Here is a 17,238-nt window from a genome sequence, read left to right on the forward strand (position 1 = left end):
TCACTCGGCTGCCAAGCGATGCGTGAAGCCACCGCGCCAGCGTGCGCCCGGATGCCGCTGGTCGAGCCGGTCGTGCCCGAACAGCTTGCGACGCAAGGTCCCCGCCGCATACTCGCGCTTCGCCAAACCGCGCCGCTGTAGTTCGGGAAGAAGATACGCGTTGAACTCCGAATAGGAGCCCGGGATCACCCAGTTGATCAGGTTGACGCCATCGATGCCGGCGCGTTGCCATTCAGTGAGTGCATCGGCAATTTGCTCCGGCGTGCCGACGATCCGAGGGTGGCGTTTGGCCACGAGGCGGCCGAGATCGCCGACTGTCGGCTCGCGGCCGGGCTCGCGCTTGCGCAGCCACTCGATGTGGCTGCGCCCTCCGTTTGTTTCGATGTCCTTTAGCAGCGTCTCCGGCGGATACGGTCGGCCATCATCCTGGGACACGCCGAGATTGGAATGGGCGAGGAAACCGTCGATGCTGACATAGCTGTCGAGTTCGGCCTCTTTGCGCTTCGCCTCCTCCTCGGTGCTGCCGATGACGAAGGCAAAACCCTGGAAAAACTTGATGTCGTCACGACGCCGCCCGGCGCGCTCGGCAAGGTGGCGGGTCTCCGTGATGAGCTCGGCCGCGGTCCGTGGGTTCGGCGTCGAAATGAACTGCGCCTCGGCGTTGCGTGCTGCGAACGTCCGGCCCGCCGGCGACGATCCCGCCTGGAACAGCAGCGGCGTGCGCTGGGGCGAAGGCGAGGGCAGATGCGGGCCTTCTACGCGGTAGCGCTTGCCGACATGATTGATCCGGTGGATTAGGCCGGCATCGGAGAAGATGCCGCGCTTCCGGTCCCTCAGCAGCGCTCTGTCCTCCCACGAGCCCTCCCACAGCTTGAATACGACCTCGAGATACTCCTCCGCCCACTCATAGCGCTCATCATGGGCGGTCAGCCGGTCGAGCCCGAAATTGCGGGCGGCGCTCTCCTGGGTCGAGGTGACGATGTTCCAGGCCACCCGGCCTTTGCTGATATGGTCGAGTGTCGAGGCGCGGCGTGCGAATTCGAACGGATGGGCTTGCAGAACCGAACTCGTGAAGGCAAGACCGAGATGCTCGGTATTGACGGCGAGCGCGGAGAGCAGCACCGATGGGTCGTTGCTCGGGATCTGGAGGCCTTCGCGCGCATTGACTGTGTAGTCTCCGCCGACCGGTCCGTAGACCCCGACGACGTCGGCGAAGAAGATCGCGTCGAACAGCCCGGCCTCCAATGTCTTGGCAAGATCGATCCAGAGGTTGACGTCCTCGAAATCCGCCCGCCGTGCATCAGGATGGCGCCACAGCCCGTGCTGGATGTGCGAAACCGTGTTCATGACAAAGGCATTGAAATGCAAAGCACTCATGCAGGGCTCCCCTCGACACGGCTGGACGAACGCTTGGCCGCCCCACCGCGCACAAGACGCGGGACGGCGGCAACCAAGCGCTTGGTGTATTCGGCGCGCGGACTGAGGAATATCTCGTCCGCCTCGCCGCTTTCGACGACGCGGCCCTGATGCATTACGAGCACGCGGTCACTGATGTGGTGCACGACACCGAGATCATGCGAAATGAAGAGATAGCTGACGCCGAGCGTCGCCTTGATGTCGCCGAGCAGATCGAGCACCTGCGCCTGGATCGACACATCGAGCGCGGATACCGGCTCGTCGCAGACGATCACGCGCGGCCGCGGCGCCACGGCGCGGGCGATCGCCAGCCGCTGGCGCTGGCCACCGGAAAGTTCGAGCGGCCGTCGGTCTGCGAGCGAGCCGGGAAACCCCACTAGCGCCAACAGCTCGGCTATCCGACCGTGCCGGTCAGGCTCGTCATCGGGAAGCGCGTCGTCCACAACCTGCCCCACGGTCCAGCGCGGATCGAGCGAGCTCAGCGGGTCCTGGTACACGATCGAGATCGCGCGCCGGCGGCCGCGGCGTGCAGCCTCGGGCACCGCGCTCCAGCTCTCGCCGAGCAGCGTCACCGAACCCTCGTCCGGCGTCTCCAGCGCTATGGCAAGGCGCGCTACCGTCGACTTGCCGGAGCCGGATTCGCCGACGATTCCGAGTGTCTCGCCGCGGCGCAATTCGAATGAGACGCCATCCACCGCCGTATGCAAGGCGCCGTCCGGTCCCTTGAAGCGTTTCACCAGACCGTCGGCCAGCAGGAGGATATCTCGCCCCAGTCTTGCAGCGGCACGTTGCACCTCATGGTCCACGTGGCTCGGCTTAAACCGCGGCGTGGATGACGGGGCGAGCCGACTGCCACGCGAATGAGCCGACGGAATCGCATCGATCAGCCGGCAGGTATATTCGTGGCGCGGATTTTCAAAGATCTGCGCCGCCCGACCGCGTTCGACCACCTCGCCGTCACGCATGACCAGAACCTCGTCTGCCATGCGCGAGACCACGGCGAGGTCATGGCTGATCAGAATCAGCGCCTTGCCGCGGGCGCGTGTTTCCTCGAGTAACGACAGCACTTGCGCCTGAATGGTCACGTCGAGCGCTGTTGTCGGTTCGTCAGCAATCAAGAGCCGCGGATCGAGCGAGAGCGCGGACGCGATCAGGGCGCGCTGACGCTGGCCGCCGGAGAGCTGCTGCGGCAATTGACGCGCTTTCAACTCCGGTTCCGGTACGCCGACGAGCTTGAGCAGCTCGATGACGCGGCGCTCGCGCTCGACGCGCGAACCTAACTCGCCATGCAGGCGCAGGCCTTCCGCGATCTCCTCCCCCACCGCGCGGAGCGGATCGAGCGACACCAGTGCATCCTGGAGGACGAAGCCGATGTCCCTTCCCCTGAAGGCCCGCCGCGCCCGGTTGCCCAGGCGGCCAAGCTCGCGGCCGGCAAAAGCCAAGCGGTCGGCGTGCAGGATCGCGCCGGGCCCCGGCAGGCCGACCAGGCTACGCGCGGTCACGCTCTTGCCGGAACCGGACTCGCCGACGATGGCGAGACAACGCCCCTGCTCGAGCTTGAACGAAACTCCTTTCACGACTGCAATCTGATGCGGCCCGCGACCAAACGACACTTTGAGGTTCTCAACCTCCAGCAGCGGCGCAGCACCCAAAGCAACCGGACCATCGGCCGGGATGAATGCGGCCCGCGCGCGGGCCTCGAGGGTGTCCGTCATTGCACTGTCCATTCGACTTCCATCGGGCGGACCGCCGTCATAGCGCCCTCGCCCGTCCCTCGAGCCGCTGCTGGAGGTAGCGGCCAATCGCCGTGATCGACAGTGCAAAGGCGATGATCGCAAGCCCCGGCATCACTTCGAGCCACCACGCTCGCGTGACATATTGACGGCCCGCGTCGAGCAGCGCGCCCCATTCCGGCGACGGCGACGCAACGCCGAGCCCGAGGAACGCCAGGCTCGAGGCCCACACGATCGACTGCCCCAAGCCGAGCGTGATCATCGCGACCAGCGGCCGCATGGCGTTGGGAAAGATGTGACGGCGCACGATGCGCCAGTAGGGGTGACCAAGCGCACGTGCCGCTTCGACGAACCCAGCGTGCTTCACGGTCAGGAACTGGCCGCGGATCATGCGGGCATAGCCGGGTGCGGTGCCGACGCCAACGGCAATGATGAGCGTCGTCGTTGTCGCCTCGAACACAGTGATCAGCAGCAGGCCGAGAAACAAATTGGGAAAGGCGAACAGCACTTCGAGGAAACGGCTGATCGCGCCATCCACTGCGCCGCCGGCGAGCCCTGCCGAAACGCCGAAGATTAAGGCGAGCGTCATGCTAAGTGTGGTGGCGCCGATGCCGATGGCGAGTGACTGGCGTGTGCCTTCAATCACGCGCGAATAGAGATCCCGCCCCGACTGGTCGGTGCCGAACAAATGCGCGAACGAAGGTGACTGAAGCGTTGCCCCAAGATCGGTGCGGAACGGCGCATGCGTCTGAAGCAGGTTCGGCGCTAATGCTGCAAGCACATAGAGGAAGATGATCGCGGCCGCCAGATAGACGCTGACAGGCACGCTGCGGGCGAGCACGGCGGCACTGGCAATACCACGCCATAGCTGGGATGGCAGGAACGCGCGATCGGAAGTGAAGTCACTCGTGCTGGTCATGTCACCTTCAGCCGCGGATCGAGGATGGGATAGGCGAGGTCAACCAGCTGATTGGCGATGATGTACATGCCCGCCGAGGCGACGATGATGCCGGTGACGAGCGGAACATCACGGGCCGAGGTGGCCGTCACCAGCAGTCCACCGAGACCCGACCTGGCAAACACGGTCTCGATCACGGCCGCCCCCGAGAACAGCGCGCCGAGCGCCCAGCCTGACAAGGTGATGCCGGGCAGCACCGCAAGGCGCAGCACATGAAACAATCTGACCTCGAGATCGCTCATGCCGCGCATCCTCGCCGAGACCACGAAGGGCTGGTCGAGAACACGCGAAAATTCCTCCCGGATGATTTGGCCGATGAAGCCGGAGAGCGGGATCGCGAGCGCAAGCGCCGGCAGGACGAGGCCGATCGGACCAGTGCCGCTCTCGACCGGAAGCACCCGCAGCTTCAAGGCGAATACCACGAGGAGGATGGTGCCGATCCAATAGGGAGGCGACACGGCGGCCGCGACCTGAAAGGAAGCAACTGCGCGCGAGAATGGATCGCGACGGCCGGCGGTCGGCACCGTCAAAAGGATTGCGATGATCCAGGCCAAGGCGAGTGCCGCCAATGTCAGCTCGATCGTCGGCGGGACCTGCTCGATGATGATCGACAGGACGGGCCGATGTGTTTGATAGGACTCGCCGAAATCACCCCGCGCCAGGCCGGCGAGATAGCGCAGATATTGCACGGGCACCGGCGCATCGAAGCCATATTTCGCATTGACCTTCGCGAGCTCGGCCGCCGTCGGCTGGGTGAAGGTTCCGGCCGCGACGTTGAGAATGAGCTCGGCGCGGTCACCAGGCAGCAGCGCCTGAATGCAGAACGTGAAGCTTGCCACGGCCCAAAAGACGGCGATGGCGCCGAGCAAACGTCGCGCCACGCGGATTAAATGGCGCCGCCAGGCATTACCAGTGCTTGCTGGGCGTCCGTGGATAGTCGCGTTCATTTCTCGAAATACGCATCGTAAAAGACCGGCTCGCTGACCGGGCTTGAAATCCAGATGTCCTTGAGCTTGGGTTGGCTCGCGATCGACACCGTCAACGGAAACAACCCAACCACCGCGGCATTGTCGACGATGATGCGCTGGGCGGCCTCGTAGAGCGGAAGGCGCGCTTTGTCGTCAAAGGTTCGATCCGCCTGCTCGATCAGTTTCCACAACTCCGGCGGCTGGAAGCGCGACGCATTGTTGGCGTTGATGACGCCATTCTGATCCGGTCGCCAGGAGATCTTGAGTATCTCGGCCGAGGACGCCACCCAATAGGCCGGCTGCGCCTCGTAGTCGTCAATTCCGCGCCCTTTGCCGGCAAACCAGTCTGCCTGCGGGATTGGCTTCAGCACGACATCGAAGCCAGCGGCACGTGCCTGATCCTGGAGGATCTGCAGCACCACAATGCCGTCGCTCGAGATCAGGGAGCCGCCGGCATAGAGTAGCCGCACCGAGAGCCGCTTGCCGTTCTTGGTGCGGATGCCGTCGCGGGCCCGCTCCGTCCAGCCGGCTTGGTCGAGCAGGCGATTGGCGGCATCGGGATCATAGGGATACGAGCCCGCCAGTTCCTTGAGATGTTCTGGCGTGCTGATGCTGAGCGCGCCATTGCCGTTGAACGGGATCGAGCCTTGAAAGGCCACGTCGACGGCCTTGCGACGCTCGGAGACGTAGGCGAAAGCGCGCCGAACGCGCACGTCGTCGAAGGGCGGACGCGCGGTATTGAGCTGGAGCCGCGTCGGCGTACCGCCGGTAATGTCCTGGATCACATTGAAGCGCTTCTGCGCGTCCGCCCAGTCTACCGCCGGAATGTCATAGATCGCGTCGGACTCCCCGTTTGCCAACGAACCATAACGAACGGTGTTGTCCTTCAGGAATTTCCAGACAATGCCGTCGACATAGGCCGGCCCCTGATGCTTCGCCGTGGCCGGGGCGGAGTTGTAGTTCGGATTGCGCTTGAGGATGACGTTCTGGCCGCGGTTCCAGGTCGCGACGTAGAATGGGCCCGAGCCGACCGGCGTCTCGCACAACGCCTGCGGTCCAAGTTCAAGCGCGGTTGGCGACAGGATGCCGAAGAAGTAGGTCGACAGCACCGTCAGGAACGGCTGATACGGCCGACTGAGCTCGATTTTCAACGTGAGCGGCTCCGGCGCGGTGACGCTGCGGATATATTCCCCGACATAGAGCTTGCCATTACGATTGACCTTGTCGGGATCGTTCGAAAGCCAGCGGTCGAAATTGTAAACGATCGCTTTCGCGTCAAGGATGGTGCCATCGTGGAAAGTCACGCCTGGCTTGATCTTGAAGAAGTAGGTGAGATTGTCTTCTGAGATCGTCCAGTCCGTCGCGAGCCACGGCACGATACGACCGTCATGGGTGCGCGCCACCAGATTATCTGCATATTGGCGCTGGATGTAGCCGGCCTGCACCCAGCCAGCATAAAGACAGCCCGGCTCCTGATAGTGACCGTAGCGGATGATGCGGGCGCGTGGGTAGCGGATCGGCATCCAGTATTGGCGCATGGCCTCGACGGCCGCTGGAATATCGAGGTGGGCATTGCGGAGAAAGTCCTCGGTCTCGCGGCCGCTTCGCGGCGGTCCGAGCAGCGGACGGTCCTGATCGTCGCGACTGTGCAGCAGGATGGGCAGCAGCAGGCCGTGATTGACGTTACTGGCGTCCAGCAACGCCGCCCATGTCGATGGCCTGAGCCGCATAGCGGTATAAAAACCCTGGCACCAGGGATGCGGATCGACGTCGCCATTGGGTTCGCGCCGGTGTATCGGCTCGAACCGATCGGGCGCAGTCGAGAGGGTGTTGCTGATGTCGTTGTGGCGCAGCGCGACGGCCGAGATCGCGGCGAACTCCGGCGTGCCACCGTGGTTGAAAGCATCTGCATCGATAGCGAGCAGCGGGCAGATCCAGTCAACCGGGCTCATCGACACCGGTCCAGCCACGATCGCGGCGACATAGCCATCGAGCATGGGAATGCTGGTGGCGGCAGGATGCCGATCGACGCGAGCCTGCAGCCATTGCCCGAGCTCCTCAAGCGGCATCGCGGTTGTCGCCATCGACGACGCGGCTTTATGACGACGCGGGCTCATGCCGCGGCCCGAGCGGTGCGCTGGCGCGCCGCCTTCCAGTTCCAGGCGAGCAGCTCGTGCAGCTGATGGCTCTTGGTTTGTCCGGACACGATGCGCTCCAGCACGTCGGCCAGATAGGCCTGCGGATCGAGTTCATGGAGCTTTGCCGTTAATGCCGACCGCCGAACTATGCCGAATGGTTTTGAGAGGAGCCGATCGTTCGCGCGGACTTGCCGCTGGTCGAGCGATCGTCGTCCTGCTTCCATTCGGCATAGTCTGGCATCTTACAGCGCCTCAAGGAAGGCGAGCAGGCGGTCGCTTGCCTGGAAGCGGGTTCGCTTGCGGTGCTCGTACGGCTTGAGCTTAGCGAGGGCCGCTTCCTTGAGTGCGAGATGGGCATGCAGGTAGGTCTGCGTTGTTTCGATCGATTCATGACCGAGCCACAGCGCAATTACGGAGCAATCGACGCCGGCTTCCAGCAGCTCCATCGCAGCGCTGTGCCTGAGCACGTGCGGCGATACCCGCTTGGACGCCAGTGACGGACAGCTCTCGCTGGCGACACGCACATACTTGGCCAGAAGCGACTGGACGCTGTCGGCGCTAAGCCGACCACCGTGCATATTGGGGAACAGCGCGTTTCCGCCGTGGCGCACCGGTTCCTTGAGCCATGCCTGGAGGGCGCCGCGCGCGTGCGCGGTTAGTGGCGTGCATCGCTCCTTTCGACCCTTTCCGACGCATCGCACATGCGCGCCGGTGCCGAGGTGGACGGCACCCCTGTCGAGGCTGATCAGCTCAGACAGGCGCAAGCCGGTCTGGGCCGCAAGCAGCAGCAAGGTATAATCGCGACGTCCGAGCCAAGTCGTGCGATCAGGAGCGGCAAGAATCGCCTCGATCTCGGACCGTGCCAGGAAATGCACCTGGCGTCTGTCGTGACGCTTGCTTGGTATCGCCAAGACGCGCTGGATCAGGGCGCTGTGAGCCGGCTCCTCGAAAGACACGAACCGGAAGAAGGAGCGAATCGCTGTCAGGCGCAAGTTGCGCGTCCTGACGCTGGCGCCCCGCTTCGTCTCGAGATCAGCGAGAAACGCGCTGATGAAGGGCACGTCCAGGTCGTCGAGAGCCAAGGTCGACGGCGACTTGCGTAGCTGCGCCTGTGCGCACGTGAACAGCAGCCGGAACGTGTCTCGATAGGATGCGATCGTGTTGGCGCTGACATTGCGCTGGTGCATGAGCCGCACGGTGAAGTGACGCTCGATGAGCGCGGCGAGATTGCTTCTCGGCCTCATGGCTTGGCCTCCCAGCGCCGGTCGAGACGGCGGGCGGCCTCTTCCATCAGCTCCGGACAGGCCGAAAGATACCAATAGGTGTCGCGCACGCAGGTGTGGCCGAGGTAGGTGGAAAGCGCCGGAAGCTGCTGCTCGACATCGGTCCCGTCGCGATACCAGCCGAGAAGTGTGCGGATGGCGAAGCGATGCCGGAAATCGTGTATGCGTGGCCCGCTCTGGTCGCTCGGGCGCCGTAGGCCGATCTCGCGGGACAAGCACAAGAAGGCATGGTGAACATACTGGTGCCGCAATCGACCGCCGCGCTCGGCCACGAAAAAGTGCGTACCGCAGCGCGACCCGAGGTGAGCATCTCGCCGTTTGGCGTAGCTGCGGAGAGCTGCACGGGTCGTTGGATGCAAGGGCACGAGGCGCGATTTGCCAAACTTGCTCTCTCGGACTGTGAGCAAACCTTCCTTGAGATCGACATCGCCACGCTCAAGCCACATCGCCTCCGACACGCGTATACCCGTCACCGCGATCAGTCCGAACAGATAATGATAAGTCCAGCGTCGCAGTCCATTTGCAGGAGGGCAAGGCAAGTGCCGCCTTCAATAACGCCTCGATCTCCGCATCGCTATAGACATAGGGCTTAGCACGCTTCAGGGATGGCAAGATCCCGGCGCGTGGCACCTCCGTCTCAGGATTGATGTTTGCGACGTGGCGCGCGAAACCGCGTACATCGGTCAATCGCAAGACCCAGGATGCGTGACGATCGGGTGGCAGAGTCGCCCAGCCTACGGCGAGCTTCGTGGTGATGGTCGTGGCCTTGCGCTCCTCCATGAAGGAGACGAAATTGGCGAGCCGCCGGGCCTGCTGCTGATATTTGTATCCAAGCCCTTGGCGCATGCTTACATATTGCTCGAGTGCGGATCGCAGAGTGGTCATTGCGCGCCTCCTGGCCACGGCAGGCTCAATGTGCGGAGTCTCTGGACATCCACCTTCGCATAGATGCGCGTGGTGTCATGGCTCTCGTGTCGCAGCAACTGGCCGATCTCTGACAAGGTCGCGCCGGATCGGAGAAGCTCGGTGGCAAGACTGTGCCGGAAGATGTGGGCGCCGTGGTGGGCGTAGCCACGGACGCCGGCGCGCTCCAGGGCGGTCTTGGCGATCACCGTAATCGCGCAACCGGATGCAAAGCCGACGTGAGGCGCCGGAGTGCGCAGAAAACAGCCGGCGACACGACGACGTCGAACGGCGATCCCGCAGGTAAGCAACGATGGCCGCGCCGACGTCTGGAGGCATCGGCATTCGTGCTCGCTGCCGACCCTTGGCGCGAACGAGCATCTCGCCAGATCGCCAGTCGATATCATCCAGGGTGAGGGTCGCGACCTCGCCAGCCCGTAAACCGAGCTTGGCCAGCAGCATCAGGATGGCATAATCCCGCCGTCCCATCGCCGTGGCCCGATCACAACCATCGAGGACCTTCTGGACCTGCGCTGCGGACAGATAGGTCGGCAGGCTTGCGAGCTTCCATTGCCTGATCGACGGTACGCAATCCGCCAGTGCAAGCCGGATCAACCCTTTATGATGGAGGTATCGTAGAAATGCGCGCAGCGACCAGCACAGCCGCTTCCCGGATTCCGCGCTCCCATCCCGGGCGTGGCGCTCAATGTAGCGTGTGACGCGCTCTTGGCCGATGTTGCCGAGATCGCTGGCACCAGCAGGGCATACCTCGCGCAGGAAGCGGCGAATAGATGGCAGGTGGCAAATGATGGACCTCGGCGCCAGCCCGCGTTCCTGTCGCAGATAATCACTAAACCCCTCGAATATCTGGTGCTCCGGAGTGATCGGCGGCGTCGGCGCAGGTGCTATCATGCCCGCCTCGCGCAACACCGATAGCAACCGCTTCAGCGCCGCCCGGTCGCCTGCCTGGATGTACTGCTTCCCTGCTCGGTACTTAAGGTACCGTTCGGCCACGCGCTCATCGAGATCAGTCAACTTCAGACCGCATCTTTTGATCCAGCTGAAGAAACCGCTGACCAAGTTCAAGCATCGCCACGTGCCGTGGCCAGCGAGCTCATCCTTGACGAGACGCGCCGCGTAGAGTTCGACGAGCTGTCCGTGCGGTCCACTCGTCAGGCGCCGGAATAGTCGGCTCGTGCCCAAATACTCTTCTGCAATCATATCCTGGCCTCCGCAGTTGAAAGCGGAGACACAAGACAGACTATGCCGAGCCGATTACACGCCGCTCACGGTGAATCTCGGGGAAAACAAGTCATTCGGCATAGTTCGGCGGTCGGCATTAACGGCAAAGCTCCATGAACTCGATCCGCAGGCCTATCTGGCCGACGTGCTGGAGCGCATCGTGTCCGGACAAACCAAGAGCCATCAGCTGCACGAGCTGCTCGCCTGGAACTGGAAGGCGGCGCGCCAGCGCACCGCTCGGGCCGCGGCATGAGCCCGCGTCGTCATAAAGCCGCGTCGTCGATGGCGACAACCGCGATGCCGCTTGAGGAGCTCGGGCAATGGCTGCAGGCTCGCGTCGATCGGCATCCTGCCGCCACCAGCATTCCCATGCTCGATGGCTATGTCGCCGCGATCGTGGCTGGACCGGTGTCGATGAGCCCGGTTGACTGGATCTGCCCGCTGCTCGCTATCGATGCAGATGCTTTCAACCACGGTGGCACGCCGGAGTTCGCCGCGATCTCGGCCGTCGCGCTGCGCCACAACGACATCAGCAACACCCTCTCGACTGCGCCCGATCGGTTCGAGCCGATACACCGGCGCGAACCCAATGGCGACGTCGATCCGCATCCCTGGTGCCAGGGTTTTTATACCGCTATGCGGCTCAGGCCATCGACATGGGCGGCGTTGCTGGACGCCAGTAACGTCAATCACGGCCTGCTGCTGCCCATCCTGCTGCACAGTCGCGACGATCAGGACCGTCCGCTGCTCGGACCGCCGCGAAGCGGCCGCGAGACCGAGGACTTTCTCCGCAATGCCCACCTCGATATTCCAGCGGCCGTCGAGGCCATGCGCCAATACTGGATGCCGATCCGCTACCCACGCGCCCGCTGATCACCGCAGACGTGGGAGCTCATACCGGTTACGGTTGATCGCTTCGGTCTTGCTGGCGTCCCGAGAGGCTCTCCTGCAGCTTTCATGTTGATGATTGCGGCCAGCCGCGAGCGCAGAAGATCAGGTCTAACCCGCGTCTAGTCGGTCCGTTAGTCGCATCGTATTCCTCCGATGCCACCACGGAATCACGGCTTGTGATTCGAAGGAAACGCGAAAACGAAATTGCAAGCCGTTGGAGCCTTCCCCCGGAAAACTTGTCTCATAACTGCGGGAGAAATCGAAAACCAACGGTCTGATGCGCCTTAGCTCGAGGGGAAAGCGGGCTCGCGCGGCGGCAGAAAAAATACCGTGCTCTTGCTTTCGCCGCATTGTCGGAGAACGCTCAACAGCCAGTCTCTTCGAAAAAGGGCTTTTCTCTGCGCTGATTAGGTCTGCAGATGACAGGCCTCACCAAGTGGCCCTAGCTCGGCGCGTTGGTTAGCGATGCAAATCTGAAGTCCAAGGATGTATCGTGTTTTTCAAAAATTTATTGATCGGCTGACCGAAAGCGCCGACCGAGATACCGATCGGAAGATCATGGCGGATGTCGCCGATGCACTGAACTTGTCGATATCTTGCTCTATCGCAGGAGCCGGGCGGTATCGCCGACATTATTTCAACGTATCCCGACTCATGGACCACAATCTATCTCCGCCAGCACTACGAAGACTTTGACCCTGTGGTTCGTCAGGTCGTCCGCCACGATCGATCATTTCGATGGGGGCTGGAATTCGGTACGCCAATTCGGTCAACATCTGAGCTCAAATTCTTTGAAGAGGCCGCCTCTTTCGGGATTCGCTGTGGATTCACGATTCCGATCCACGATAACAGCGGCGCAATCGCCGCTGTAAGCTTCGCAACCGACAAGCGGCGAATTGGCTTTGAGCGATCAATAAGAGAGCGCCCGGACGCTCTGCAGTTGATAGCGAGGTATTTCCACGCGCACGTTAAGCCGAAGTTGCAGCTAGATCGGTTAATTGGTGGCACGCTGCTGTCTCCACGGGAACTCGAGTGCCTCCAATGGTCTTCTAGAGGCAAATCTGCCGGCGATATTGGAACTATCCTCGGCATTTCTCAGCGAACAGTTGCCTTTCATCTGGATAATGCACGGGCGAAGCTTGGCGTTCGCACCATCCGCCAAGCCGCCGTGTTGCTTGCCGAAGCAAACTCTCGAAGATAATCGAGAGGCATCCGATAAACACCTGTGTATCTGCACAGGTGTTTTTGCCTCAGCTTCTCTATTGACTGCCATAAAAGGTAGGGAGGCAGAAATGATGCAGCTAATCAGTTTCCCTTGCTTAACGCGATCAACCTCTTCCAGTAGCCGGCGGTCAAGCTTCTGCTAATCCTCGCGTTACCTTCGCGGAGCAGATCTCGGTATAACTGCGTAGTTTGGTTGTTTAAGGACGCCCCGTGCTAAGTACCGACCAAACCAGTAAATGGGTGCGGGACGGCGAACCCCCAAATCGAAGTGAGGTCGACGACCGCTTCAGGGCTGAATCGAGTGGGGTTTTGAAGCAGTGCAAGAAGAATGGAGTGACCCATTCAAGAAAAAACCTGGTCACCGGTGAGTCGCCATAGAGCTTTGACCGTGCCAGTGGAATTTCGAGATCTACGCTGGGCGATCGTCGCGTCCCAGCACCGAAGCCTCCGCCAAGCGGCAGAGACGCTGAGAATCAAGCAGTCGACTCTTAGTCGCCGCCTGCGTAATCTCGAATACAAGTTGGGCGGCGCTCTCTTCGAGCGCACCAACGGCGGCACGCGACCGACCATGGAAGGTCAGGAATTCCTCGATGATGCCCGGCGCATCGTAGGCGAAACTGAAGCAATGACCGATCGCCTCAAGACCCGCTGGCGAGGCGAGTGCGGCCGATTGGCCATCGGCGTCCACACCTCCCTGTCAGCGGGCAATCTCCGGGCCACCCTCCTCGACCACCGGCACCGCTTCCCCGATGTCGATACGCATCTGGTCGATGGATCGAGCGACCATCTGATTTCCGACCTCGCCAGTTCCGCCATTGACGTCGCCGTCGTGGCCGAGCCCAATCCAAGGTGGAGCGACAGGTCATTATTGCTCTGGAGCGAACGTATCGTCGCCGCCCTTCCCGCGAACCATCCGCTGACAGGCCGTGACGTGGTTCACTGGGGCGAACTGAGGCGCGAACCGCTTTTGATGTCACAGCGTGGCCCGGGACCGGAATTCCTGAAGCTCCTCATGAGCAAATTGGGGTCTTCTGATCCCTGCCCTCTGCTTCGCCATGATGTGGGGCTCGACCGGCTTCTCTCCCTGGTCGGCGTGGACTGGGGTATCCTGCTGGTACTGGAAAGTGCGACTGGCGCAGCCTATCCGGGTGTCACCTTCCGCGAGGTGCATGATGCCGAGGGGCCGACGCGGCTGAGCTTCCGCGCTTATTGGCGGCAGGCCAACCGCAATCCATCGCTGCGTCCGTTCCTCGACTTGCTTCGCGAGCGCTATCCAGACCTCTCGGCCGATCCAGGAACGAACTGAGCAGCATTTCGCCGCGCCTTAGCAAATGCGCGGTCGGTTGCCATGAAACGTTGGATCATCGGCGCGATCAATTTGGCAGGCTCGGTCGGCGTCGTCGCGCCTCCGCTACGCGTCAAAATCTCGGCGTAGCTTTTGAGATCCCTGAAGACCGCCGCCGGCAGTTCGATCGTGAGCTTTACCGGCTTATTGTCTTCGAGCGGCCCAAGCTTGAGCTTCGTCATGGCTTTCCTCCCTTTCCGTAGGGCGCCAGCACCAAATCGCGCGTGACGATGACCCGGACCGGGAAACCTGGCCGGATGGTCAGCGTCGGCTGGATGTTGAGCTGGCGCTGCACGATCTGTTGGCCGGTCTGGCTGATGCTGTTAGACGCGCCGCTGCGGATCGCTTGAACAAGGTTGTTCTCGTCCTGGCTCGTGCCCGCTTCGGCTCCGACGCTGAGCAGGGTCGAGAGGACGGCGGCCTTGAACAGCATGCCCCAATGGTTGTCGACCTCGTCCTCGAGCCCCGCATAACCACCGGCGTCGGCCCCCGGCTGGCGCTCGAGCACGATCGAGTTGCCGTCTGGCATGATGATGCGGGTCCAGACCAAGAGGATACGGGACTGGCCGAACGCGACGGAGCTGTCGTATTGGGCGATCAGCTTGGCGCCCTGCGGGACCAGAAGATATTTGCCGGACGGGCTATCATAGACCGCCTCCGTCACCTGGGCGGTGACTTGGCCGGGCAGATCGGAACGAATGCCCGTGATGAGCGCAGCCGGAATCACGGTGCCGGCCTGCACGACATAAGACGAGACCTTGGCTTCGAGCCGGTCCGGACTGACCGTCCGCTTGTCCGTCGAAGCGTTGAGGAAGGCCGTCTTGCGGTCCTGCATGTTCTGGGCGGATCCGGCATCGACGGGTGGCGTCGCCGCCGGGGTCGTCGCAGTCGCGGCCGAGGCATTCGGGAGGAGTTGGCCGACGTTCTGCGGTTGCTGAACAGTCTGCGCGAAGAGGCGGCTGACCCGCGCCGCCTCAATTTCCTGGGCCCTGCACTGCGTCTCCGGATCAGGGGTCGCTGCCATGGTGTTCGGTGCAGCTCCGGCGTTGAGGATCGGCTTGCCGAGATCGCCTGGCAGCGACGGCCCGAGCGGCGGCGCTTGACGCGGCAGACCGGTATAGTCTTTCGGCAATCCGGCCAGGCCCTCGGCCGAAGGCCGATTCTGGGTGCTGAGCAATTCTTGGCCGGTCTGCGCCTTGTTGCGGGTCTGCAGGGCGTAGCCGAGTGCGCCCGCGACTGCGAGGGCAGACACCGCGCCAACGCCGATAAGGATCTTGCGCGAGAGGCGTGTGACGCGCGGCCGCTCGCCGCGGAGCCGAAGGTCCGGCGGCGCGCCGGGCGGGAGGTCACGCTGGTGTTCGGGTTCGTCACCTATCGCCATGAGCGCGGCCTTCCGTCGGTGCGGACAATGCGCACGCGCCGCTCGCTATCCTTGTCGCCAAGACGCAGTTCGGCGGCGGCGAACAGACGGTCGACGATGTAGTAGTTACGGTTCACTCGGTAGTTCACCAGTTCGGACCCGCCGGCCGGACCGATCACGAACAGCGGCGGCATTTCGCCTTGTGCGATACCGTTGGGAAACTCGATGTAGACCTTATTCCCGTCGTCGAAGGCGCGCTGCGGACGCCAGGCCGGATTATCGCCCTCGATCGCGTAGCGGAAGTTGATCGAGCCAAGATCGACGCCGGCCGCGATCGGCGCGGCCGCCTCAGCCGTCGCATTCTGCCGCCGAAGTGCGATGAGCTGGTCCTCGGGATACTGCCAGGAGACCGAGGCCATGTAGGTCTTCTCCGTCGAGCGCAGCTCGAGGAGGTAAGTCCGCCGGTCGGTGTTGATGACGAGATTGGTGACCAATTCCGGTCGCGTCGGCTTGGCCAGGATGTGGATCTTCTTGGTTGCGCCCGCGCCGCTCTCGGTATCGCCGATGATCCAGCGCACGGTGTCGCCGGCGGCGACCGGGCCGGAACCGACGAGTTGCTCGCCGTCCTGGAGAGCGATGTCGGTGACCTGGCCGGGCGCCGTATAGACCTGGTAGAGGGCTCCGCCGGAGAAGGGATAGACCTGTACCGCATTGATGAAGCCATTGCGGACCGGCTGCACCCGTGCCGCGGCGTTGGCCTGTTTGACGCGGACAGTCGGGTCAGCGGCTTCCGGCATGCGTTTGCCCGCGGCGAGCGGTTTCAACTGCCCGGGCAGAGGCAATGGCTTGGGCAATTCCACGATCTTGACGGGAGCCGGCGGATCGACCGTGAGCGTCGCGGGCTCCGCGCTATCGTAGTTGATGTCGGGCGGGATGAAATTGTGCGCGCAGCCGCCAAACGCCGAGACGAACATCAGCAAAGCCGCAAAAGCGGATCTACGTAAGCACGTATCGCTGTCTTTCCGGCTTTCGTGAACGATGGAGAAACGCGAAGCCGGACCGCCGGCTCTTGAGAAAATCGGCGGGGTCATTATCCCAGCTCCTTCGACCAGTTGATGGCGTTGACGTAGATGCCGAGTGGATTCTTGCGCAACCGATCGGCGTCAGTGGGCGGCTGAATCGCGATGGTGAGGATCGCTGTCCAACGTGTGGTGCCGGCGAGCGCCCCGTCTTGGTAGCGGTGCTCGACCCAGGCGATGCGGAAGCTGTCGGGCGAGGCGCGGATGACGCTGGAGACGTCGATGGCAACCTGCTGCTTGCCGAGATTGGCGAAGGGGTCATTGGCGCGGGCGTAGTCGTTCAGCGCCATTGCGCCCGCCGTGGTCGTGAAATCGTAGGCCTGCAGCCAGTTGTGCCGCACGATGATCGGGTCGGCCGGAAGCGAGCGAACGATTTGGATGAAGTGGGCGAGATACCAGGCAATCTGCGGGTCGTTCGGCCTGTAGTCGGCCGCAGCCGGCGCCACGGCTTGCGCCTCGCCGAACTTGTCGACCTGCACCACCCAGGGAACGACGGTGCCGTGCGTAGATTGCCAGACGAGGCCGCCGGCGAGGCTGCAGGAGAGGATCAGCGAACCGAAGGCCATCAGCCGCCAGTTCTTGGCCTGCACGCGCGCGGAGCCGATGCGTTCGTCCCAAACTTGAGCCGCGCGCTGGTACGGGGTTGCGGGTTCGGGCGTGCGGCCGTAGCGGACCGACGACCGGCGGAAGATCGACAT

At 62.9% G+C, this 17,238-nt stretch carries 15 protein-coding genes and 4 pseudogenes; 4 read left to right on the forward strand and 15 right to left on the reverse strand.

Annotated elements, in window-relative coordinates:
* From ACVJGD_RS26215 to ACVJGD_RS26265, 11 genes and pseudogenes are all read right to left on the reverse strand, one after another.
* The gene (locus ACVJGD_RS26215; protein ID WP_456637010.1) at window positions 1-1,377 is read right to left on the reverse strand and encodes an NtaA/DmoA family FMN-dependent monooxygenase; all 1,377 of its coding nucleotides are present in this window, start codon (window positions 1,375-1,377) and stop codon (window positions 1-3) included.
* Complete coding sequence (locus ACVJGD_RS26220) at window positions 1,374-3,131, reverse strand: dipeptide ABC transporter ATP-binding protein (protein WP_456637011.1); 1,758 nt, start codon at window positions 3,129-3,131, stop codon at window positions 1,374-1,376. The genes ACVJGD_RS26215 and ACVJGD_RS26220 overlap by 4 nt, the downstream gene beginning before the upstream one ends.
* Before the next feature lie 37 nt (window positions 3,132-3,168).
* Complete coding sequence (locus ACVJGD_RS26225; RefSeq protein WP_456637012.1) at window positions 3,169-4,068, reverse strand: ABC transporter permease; 900 nt, start codon at window positions 4,066-4,068, stop codon at window positions 3,169-3,171.
* Window positions 4,065-4,988: an ABC transporter permease gene (locus ACVJGD_RS26230; protein WP_456637013.1), complete on the reverse strand. Its 924-nt coding sequence runs from the start codon at window positions 4,986-4,988 to the stop codon at window positions 4,065-4,067. Before ACVJGD_RS26230 ends, ACVJGD_RS26225 begins: the two co-directional genes overlap by 4 nt.
* Before the next feature lie 62 nt (window positions 4,989-5,050).
* On the reverse strand, window positions 5,051-7,159 hold the full coding sequence (locus ACVJGD_RS26235; protein WP_456637014.1) for a UPF0149 family protein: 2,109 nt from the start codon (window positions 7,157-7,159) through the stop codon (window positions 5,051-5,053).
* Window positions 7,160-7,188: 29 nt separating this feature from the next.
* Window positions 7,189-7,341, reverse strand: a pseudogene (locus ACVJGD_RS26240) (transposase domain-containing protein); the annotation flags it as partial.
* Window positions 7,342-7,455: 114 nt separating this feature from the next.
* Window positions 7,456-8,457: a tyrosine-type recombinase/integrase gene (locus tag ACVJGD_RS26245; RefSeq protein WP_456637015.1), complete on the reverse strand. Its 1,002-nt coding sequence runs from the start codon at window positions 8,455-8,457 to the stop codon at window positions 7,456-7,458.
* A complete protein-coding gene (locus ACVJGD_RS26250; RefSeq protein WP_456640375.1) occupies window positions 8,454-8,942 on the reverse strand; it encodes a tyrosine-type recombinase/integrase in 489 nt (162 codons plus the stop codon). The genes ACVJGD_RS26245 and ACVJGD_RS26250 overlap by 4 nt, the downstream gene beginning before the upstream one ends.
* Window positions 8,932-9,381, reverse strand: a complete 450-nt coding sequence (locus ACVJGD_RS26255; RefSeq protein WP_456637016.1) for a hypothetical protein — start codon at window positions 9,379-9,381, stop codon at window positions 8,932-8,934. Before ACVJGD_RS26255 ends, ACVJGD_RS26250 begins: the two co-directional genes overlap by 11 nt.
* Window positions 9,378-9,806, reverse strand: a complete 429-nt coding sequence (locus ACVJGD_RS26260; protein ID WP_456640376.1) for a tyrosine-type recombinase/integrase — start codon at window positions 9,804-9,806, stop codon at window positions 9,378-9,380. Before ACVJGD_RS26260 ends, ACVJGD_RS26255 begins: the two co-directional genes overlap by 4 nt.
* Window positions 9,736-10,620: pseudogene (locus ACVJGD_RS26265) on the reverse strand (tyrosine-type recombinase/integrase); the annotation flags it as partial. The gene ACVJGD_RS26260 and the pseudogene ACVJGD_RS26265, both read right to left, overlap by 71 nt.
* A gap of 121 nt (window positions 10,621-10,741) precedes the next feature.
* On the opposite strand from ACVJGD_RS26265, the pseudogene ACVJGD_RS26270 reads away from it, so the two are divergent.
* The 4 genes and pseudogenes from ACVJGD_RS26270 to ACVJGD_RS26285 all read left to right on the forward strand — a co-directional run.
* A pseudogene (locus ACVJGD_RS26270) lies at window positions 10,742-10,894 on the forward strand (transposase domain-containing protein); the annotation flags it as partial.
* A 44-nt stretch (window positions 10,895-10,938) separates the two neighbouring features.
* A complete protein-coding gene (locus ACVJGD_RS26275; protein ID WP_456640377.1) occupies window positions 10,939-11,514 on the forward strand; it encodes a YecA/YgfB family protein in 576 nt (191 codons plus the stop codon).
* 504 nt (window positions 11,515-12,018) lie between these two features.
* Window positions 12,019-12,733: pseudogene (locus tag ACVJGD_RS26280) on the forward strand (LuxR family transcriptional regulator).
* Window positions 12,734-13,144: 411 nt separating this feature from the next.
* Window positions 13,145-14,062, forward strand: a complete 918-nt coding sequence (locus ACVJGD_RS26285; protein WP_456640378.1) for a LysR substrate-binding domain-containing protein — start codon at window positions 13,145-13,147, stop codon at window positions 14,060-14,062.
* On the opposite strand, the gene ACVJGD_RS26290 is transcribed toward ACVJGD_RS26285, so the two are convergent.
* The 4 genes from ACVJGD_RS26290 to trbF are packed head-to-tail and all read right to left on the reverse strand — an operon-like array spanning window position 14,026 to window position 17,238.
* The gene (locus ACVJGD_RS26290; protein WP_456637017.1) at window positions 14,026-14,283 is read right to left on the reverse strand and encodes a DUF2274 domain-containing protein; all 258 of its coding nucleotides are present in this window, start codon (window positions 14,281-14,283) and stop codon (window positions 14,026-14,028) included. The two genes, ACVJGD_RS26285 and ACVJGD_RS26290, sit on opposite strands and share 37 nt — an antisense overlap.
* Window positions 14,280-15,482: a TrbI/VirB10 family protein gene (locus ACVJGD_RS26295; protein ID WP_456637018.1), complete on the reverse strand. Its 1,203-nt coding sequence runs from the start codon at window positions 15,480-15,482 to the stop codon at window positions 14,280-14,282. The genes ACVJGD_RS26290 and ACVJGD_RS26295 overlap by 4 nt, the downstream gene beginning before the upstream one ends.
* On the reverse strand, window positions 15,473-16,552 hold the full coding sequence (gene trbG, locus ACVJGD_RS26300) for a P-type conjugative transfer protein TrbG (protein ID WP_456637019.1): 1,080 nt from the start codon (window positions 16,550-16,552) through the stop codon (window positions 15,473-15,475). Before trbG ends, ACVJGD_RS26295 begins: the two co-directional genes overlap by 10 nt.
* Window positions 16,552-17,238 (reverse strand): conjugal transfer protein TrbF, encoded by a 687-nt coding sequence (gene trbF / locus ACVJGD_RS26305; protein WP_456637020.1) that lies wholly within the window; start codon window positions 17,236-17,238, stop codon window positions 16,552-16,554. Before trbF ends, trbG begins: the two co-directional genes overlap by 1 nt.

The sequence above is a fragment of the Bradyrhizobium sp. USDA 10063 genome (genome assembly GCF_054063735.1).

Excerpts from the sequence above, each read along its gene's own strand:
- ACVJGD_RS26225 (WP_456637012.1), bottom strand. The coding sequence starts at position 4,068 with ATGACCAGCACGAGTGACTTCACTTCCGATCGCGCGTTCCTGCCATCC.
- ACVJGD_RS26295 (WP_456637018.1), bottom strand. The coding sequence starts at position 15,482 with ATGGCGATAGGTGACGAACCCGAACACCAGCGTGACCTCCCGCCCGGC.
- ACVJGD_RS26260 (WP_456640376.1), bottom strand. The coding sequence starts at position 9,806 with ATGATATCGACTGGCGATCTGGCGAGATGCTCGTTCGCGCCAAGGGTC.
- ACVJGD_RS26255 (WP_456637016.1), bottom strand. The coding sequence starts at position 9,381 with ATGACCACTCTGCGATCCGCACTCGAGCAATATGTAAGCATGCGCCAA.
- ACVJGD_RS26215 (WP_456637010.1), bottom strand. The coding sequence starts at position 1,377 with ATGAGTGCTTTGCATTTCAATGCCTTTGTCATGAACACGGTTTCGCAC.
- ACVJGD_RS26245 (WP_456637015.1), bottom strand. The coding sequence starts at position 8,457 with ATGAGGCCGAGAAGCAATCTCGCCGCGCTCATCGAGCGTCACTTCACC.
- ACVJGD_RS26275 (WP_456640377.1), top strand. The coding sequence starts at position 10,939 with ATGCCGCTTGAGGAGCTCGGGCAATGGCTGCAGGCTCGCGTCGATCGG.
- ACVJGD_RS26235 (WP_456637014.1), bottom strand. The coding sequence starts at position 7,159 with ATGGCGACAACCGCGATGCCGCTTGAGGAGCTCGGGCAATGGCTGCAG.
- trbG (WP_456637019.1), bottom strand. The coding sequence starts at position 16,552 with ATGACCCCGCCGATTTTCTCAAGAGCCGGCGGTCCGGCTTCGCGTTTC.
- ACVJGD_RS26250 (WP_456640375.1), bottom strand. The coding sequence starts at position 8,942 with ATGTGGCTTGAGCGTGGCGATGTCGATCTCAAGGAAGGTTTGCTCACA.
- trbF (WP_456637020.1), bottom strand. The coding sequence starts at position 17,238 with ATGTCGATCTTCCGCCGGTCGTCGGTCCGCTACGGCCGCACGCCCGAA.
- ACVJGD_RS26220 (WP_456637011.1), bottom strand. The coding sequence starts at position 3,131 with ATGACGGACACCCTCGAGGCCCGCGCGCGGGCCGCATTCATCCCGGCC.
- ACVJGD_RS26290 (WP_456637017.1), bottom strand. The coding sequence starts at position 14,283 with ATGACGAAGCTCAAGCTTGGGCCGCTCGAAGACAATAAGCCGGTAAAG.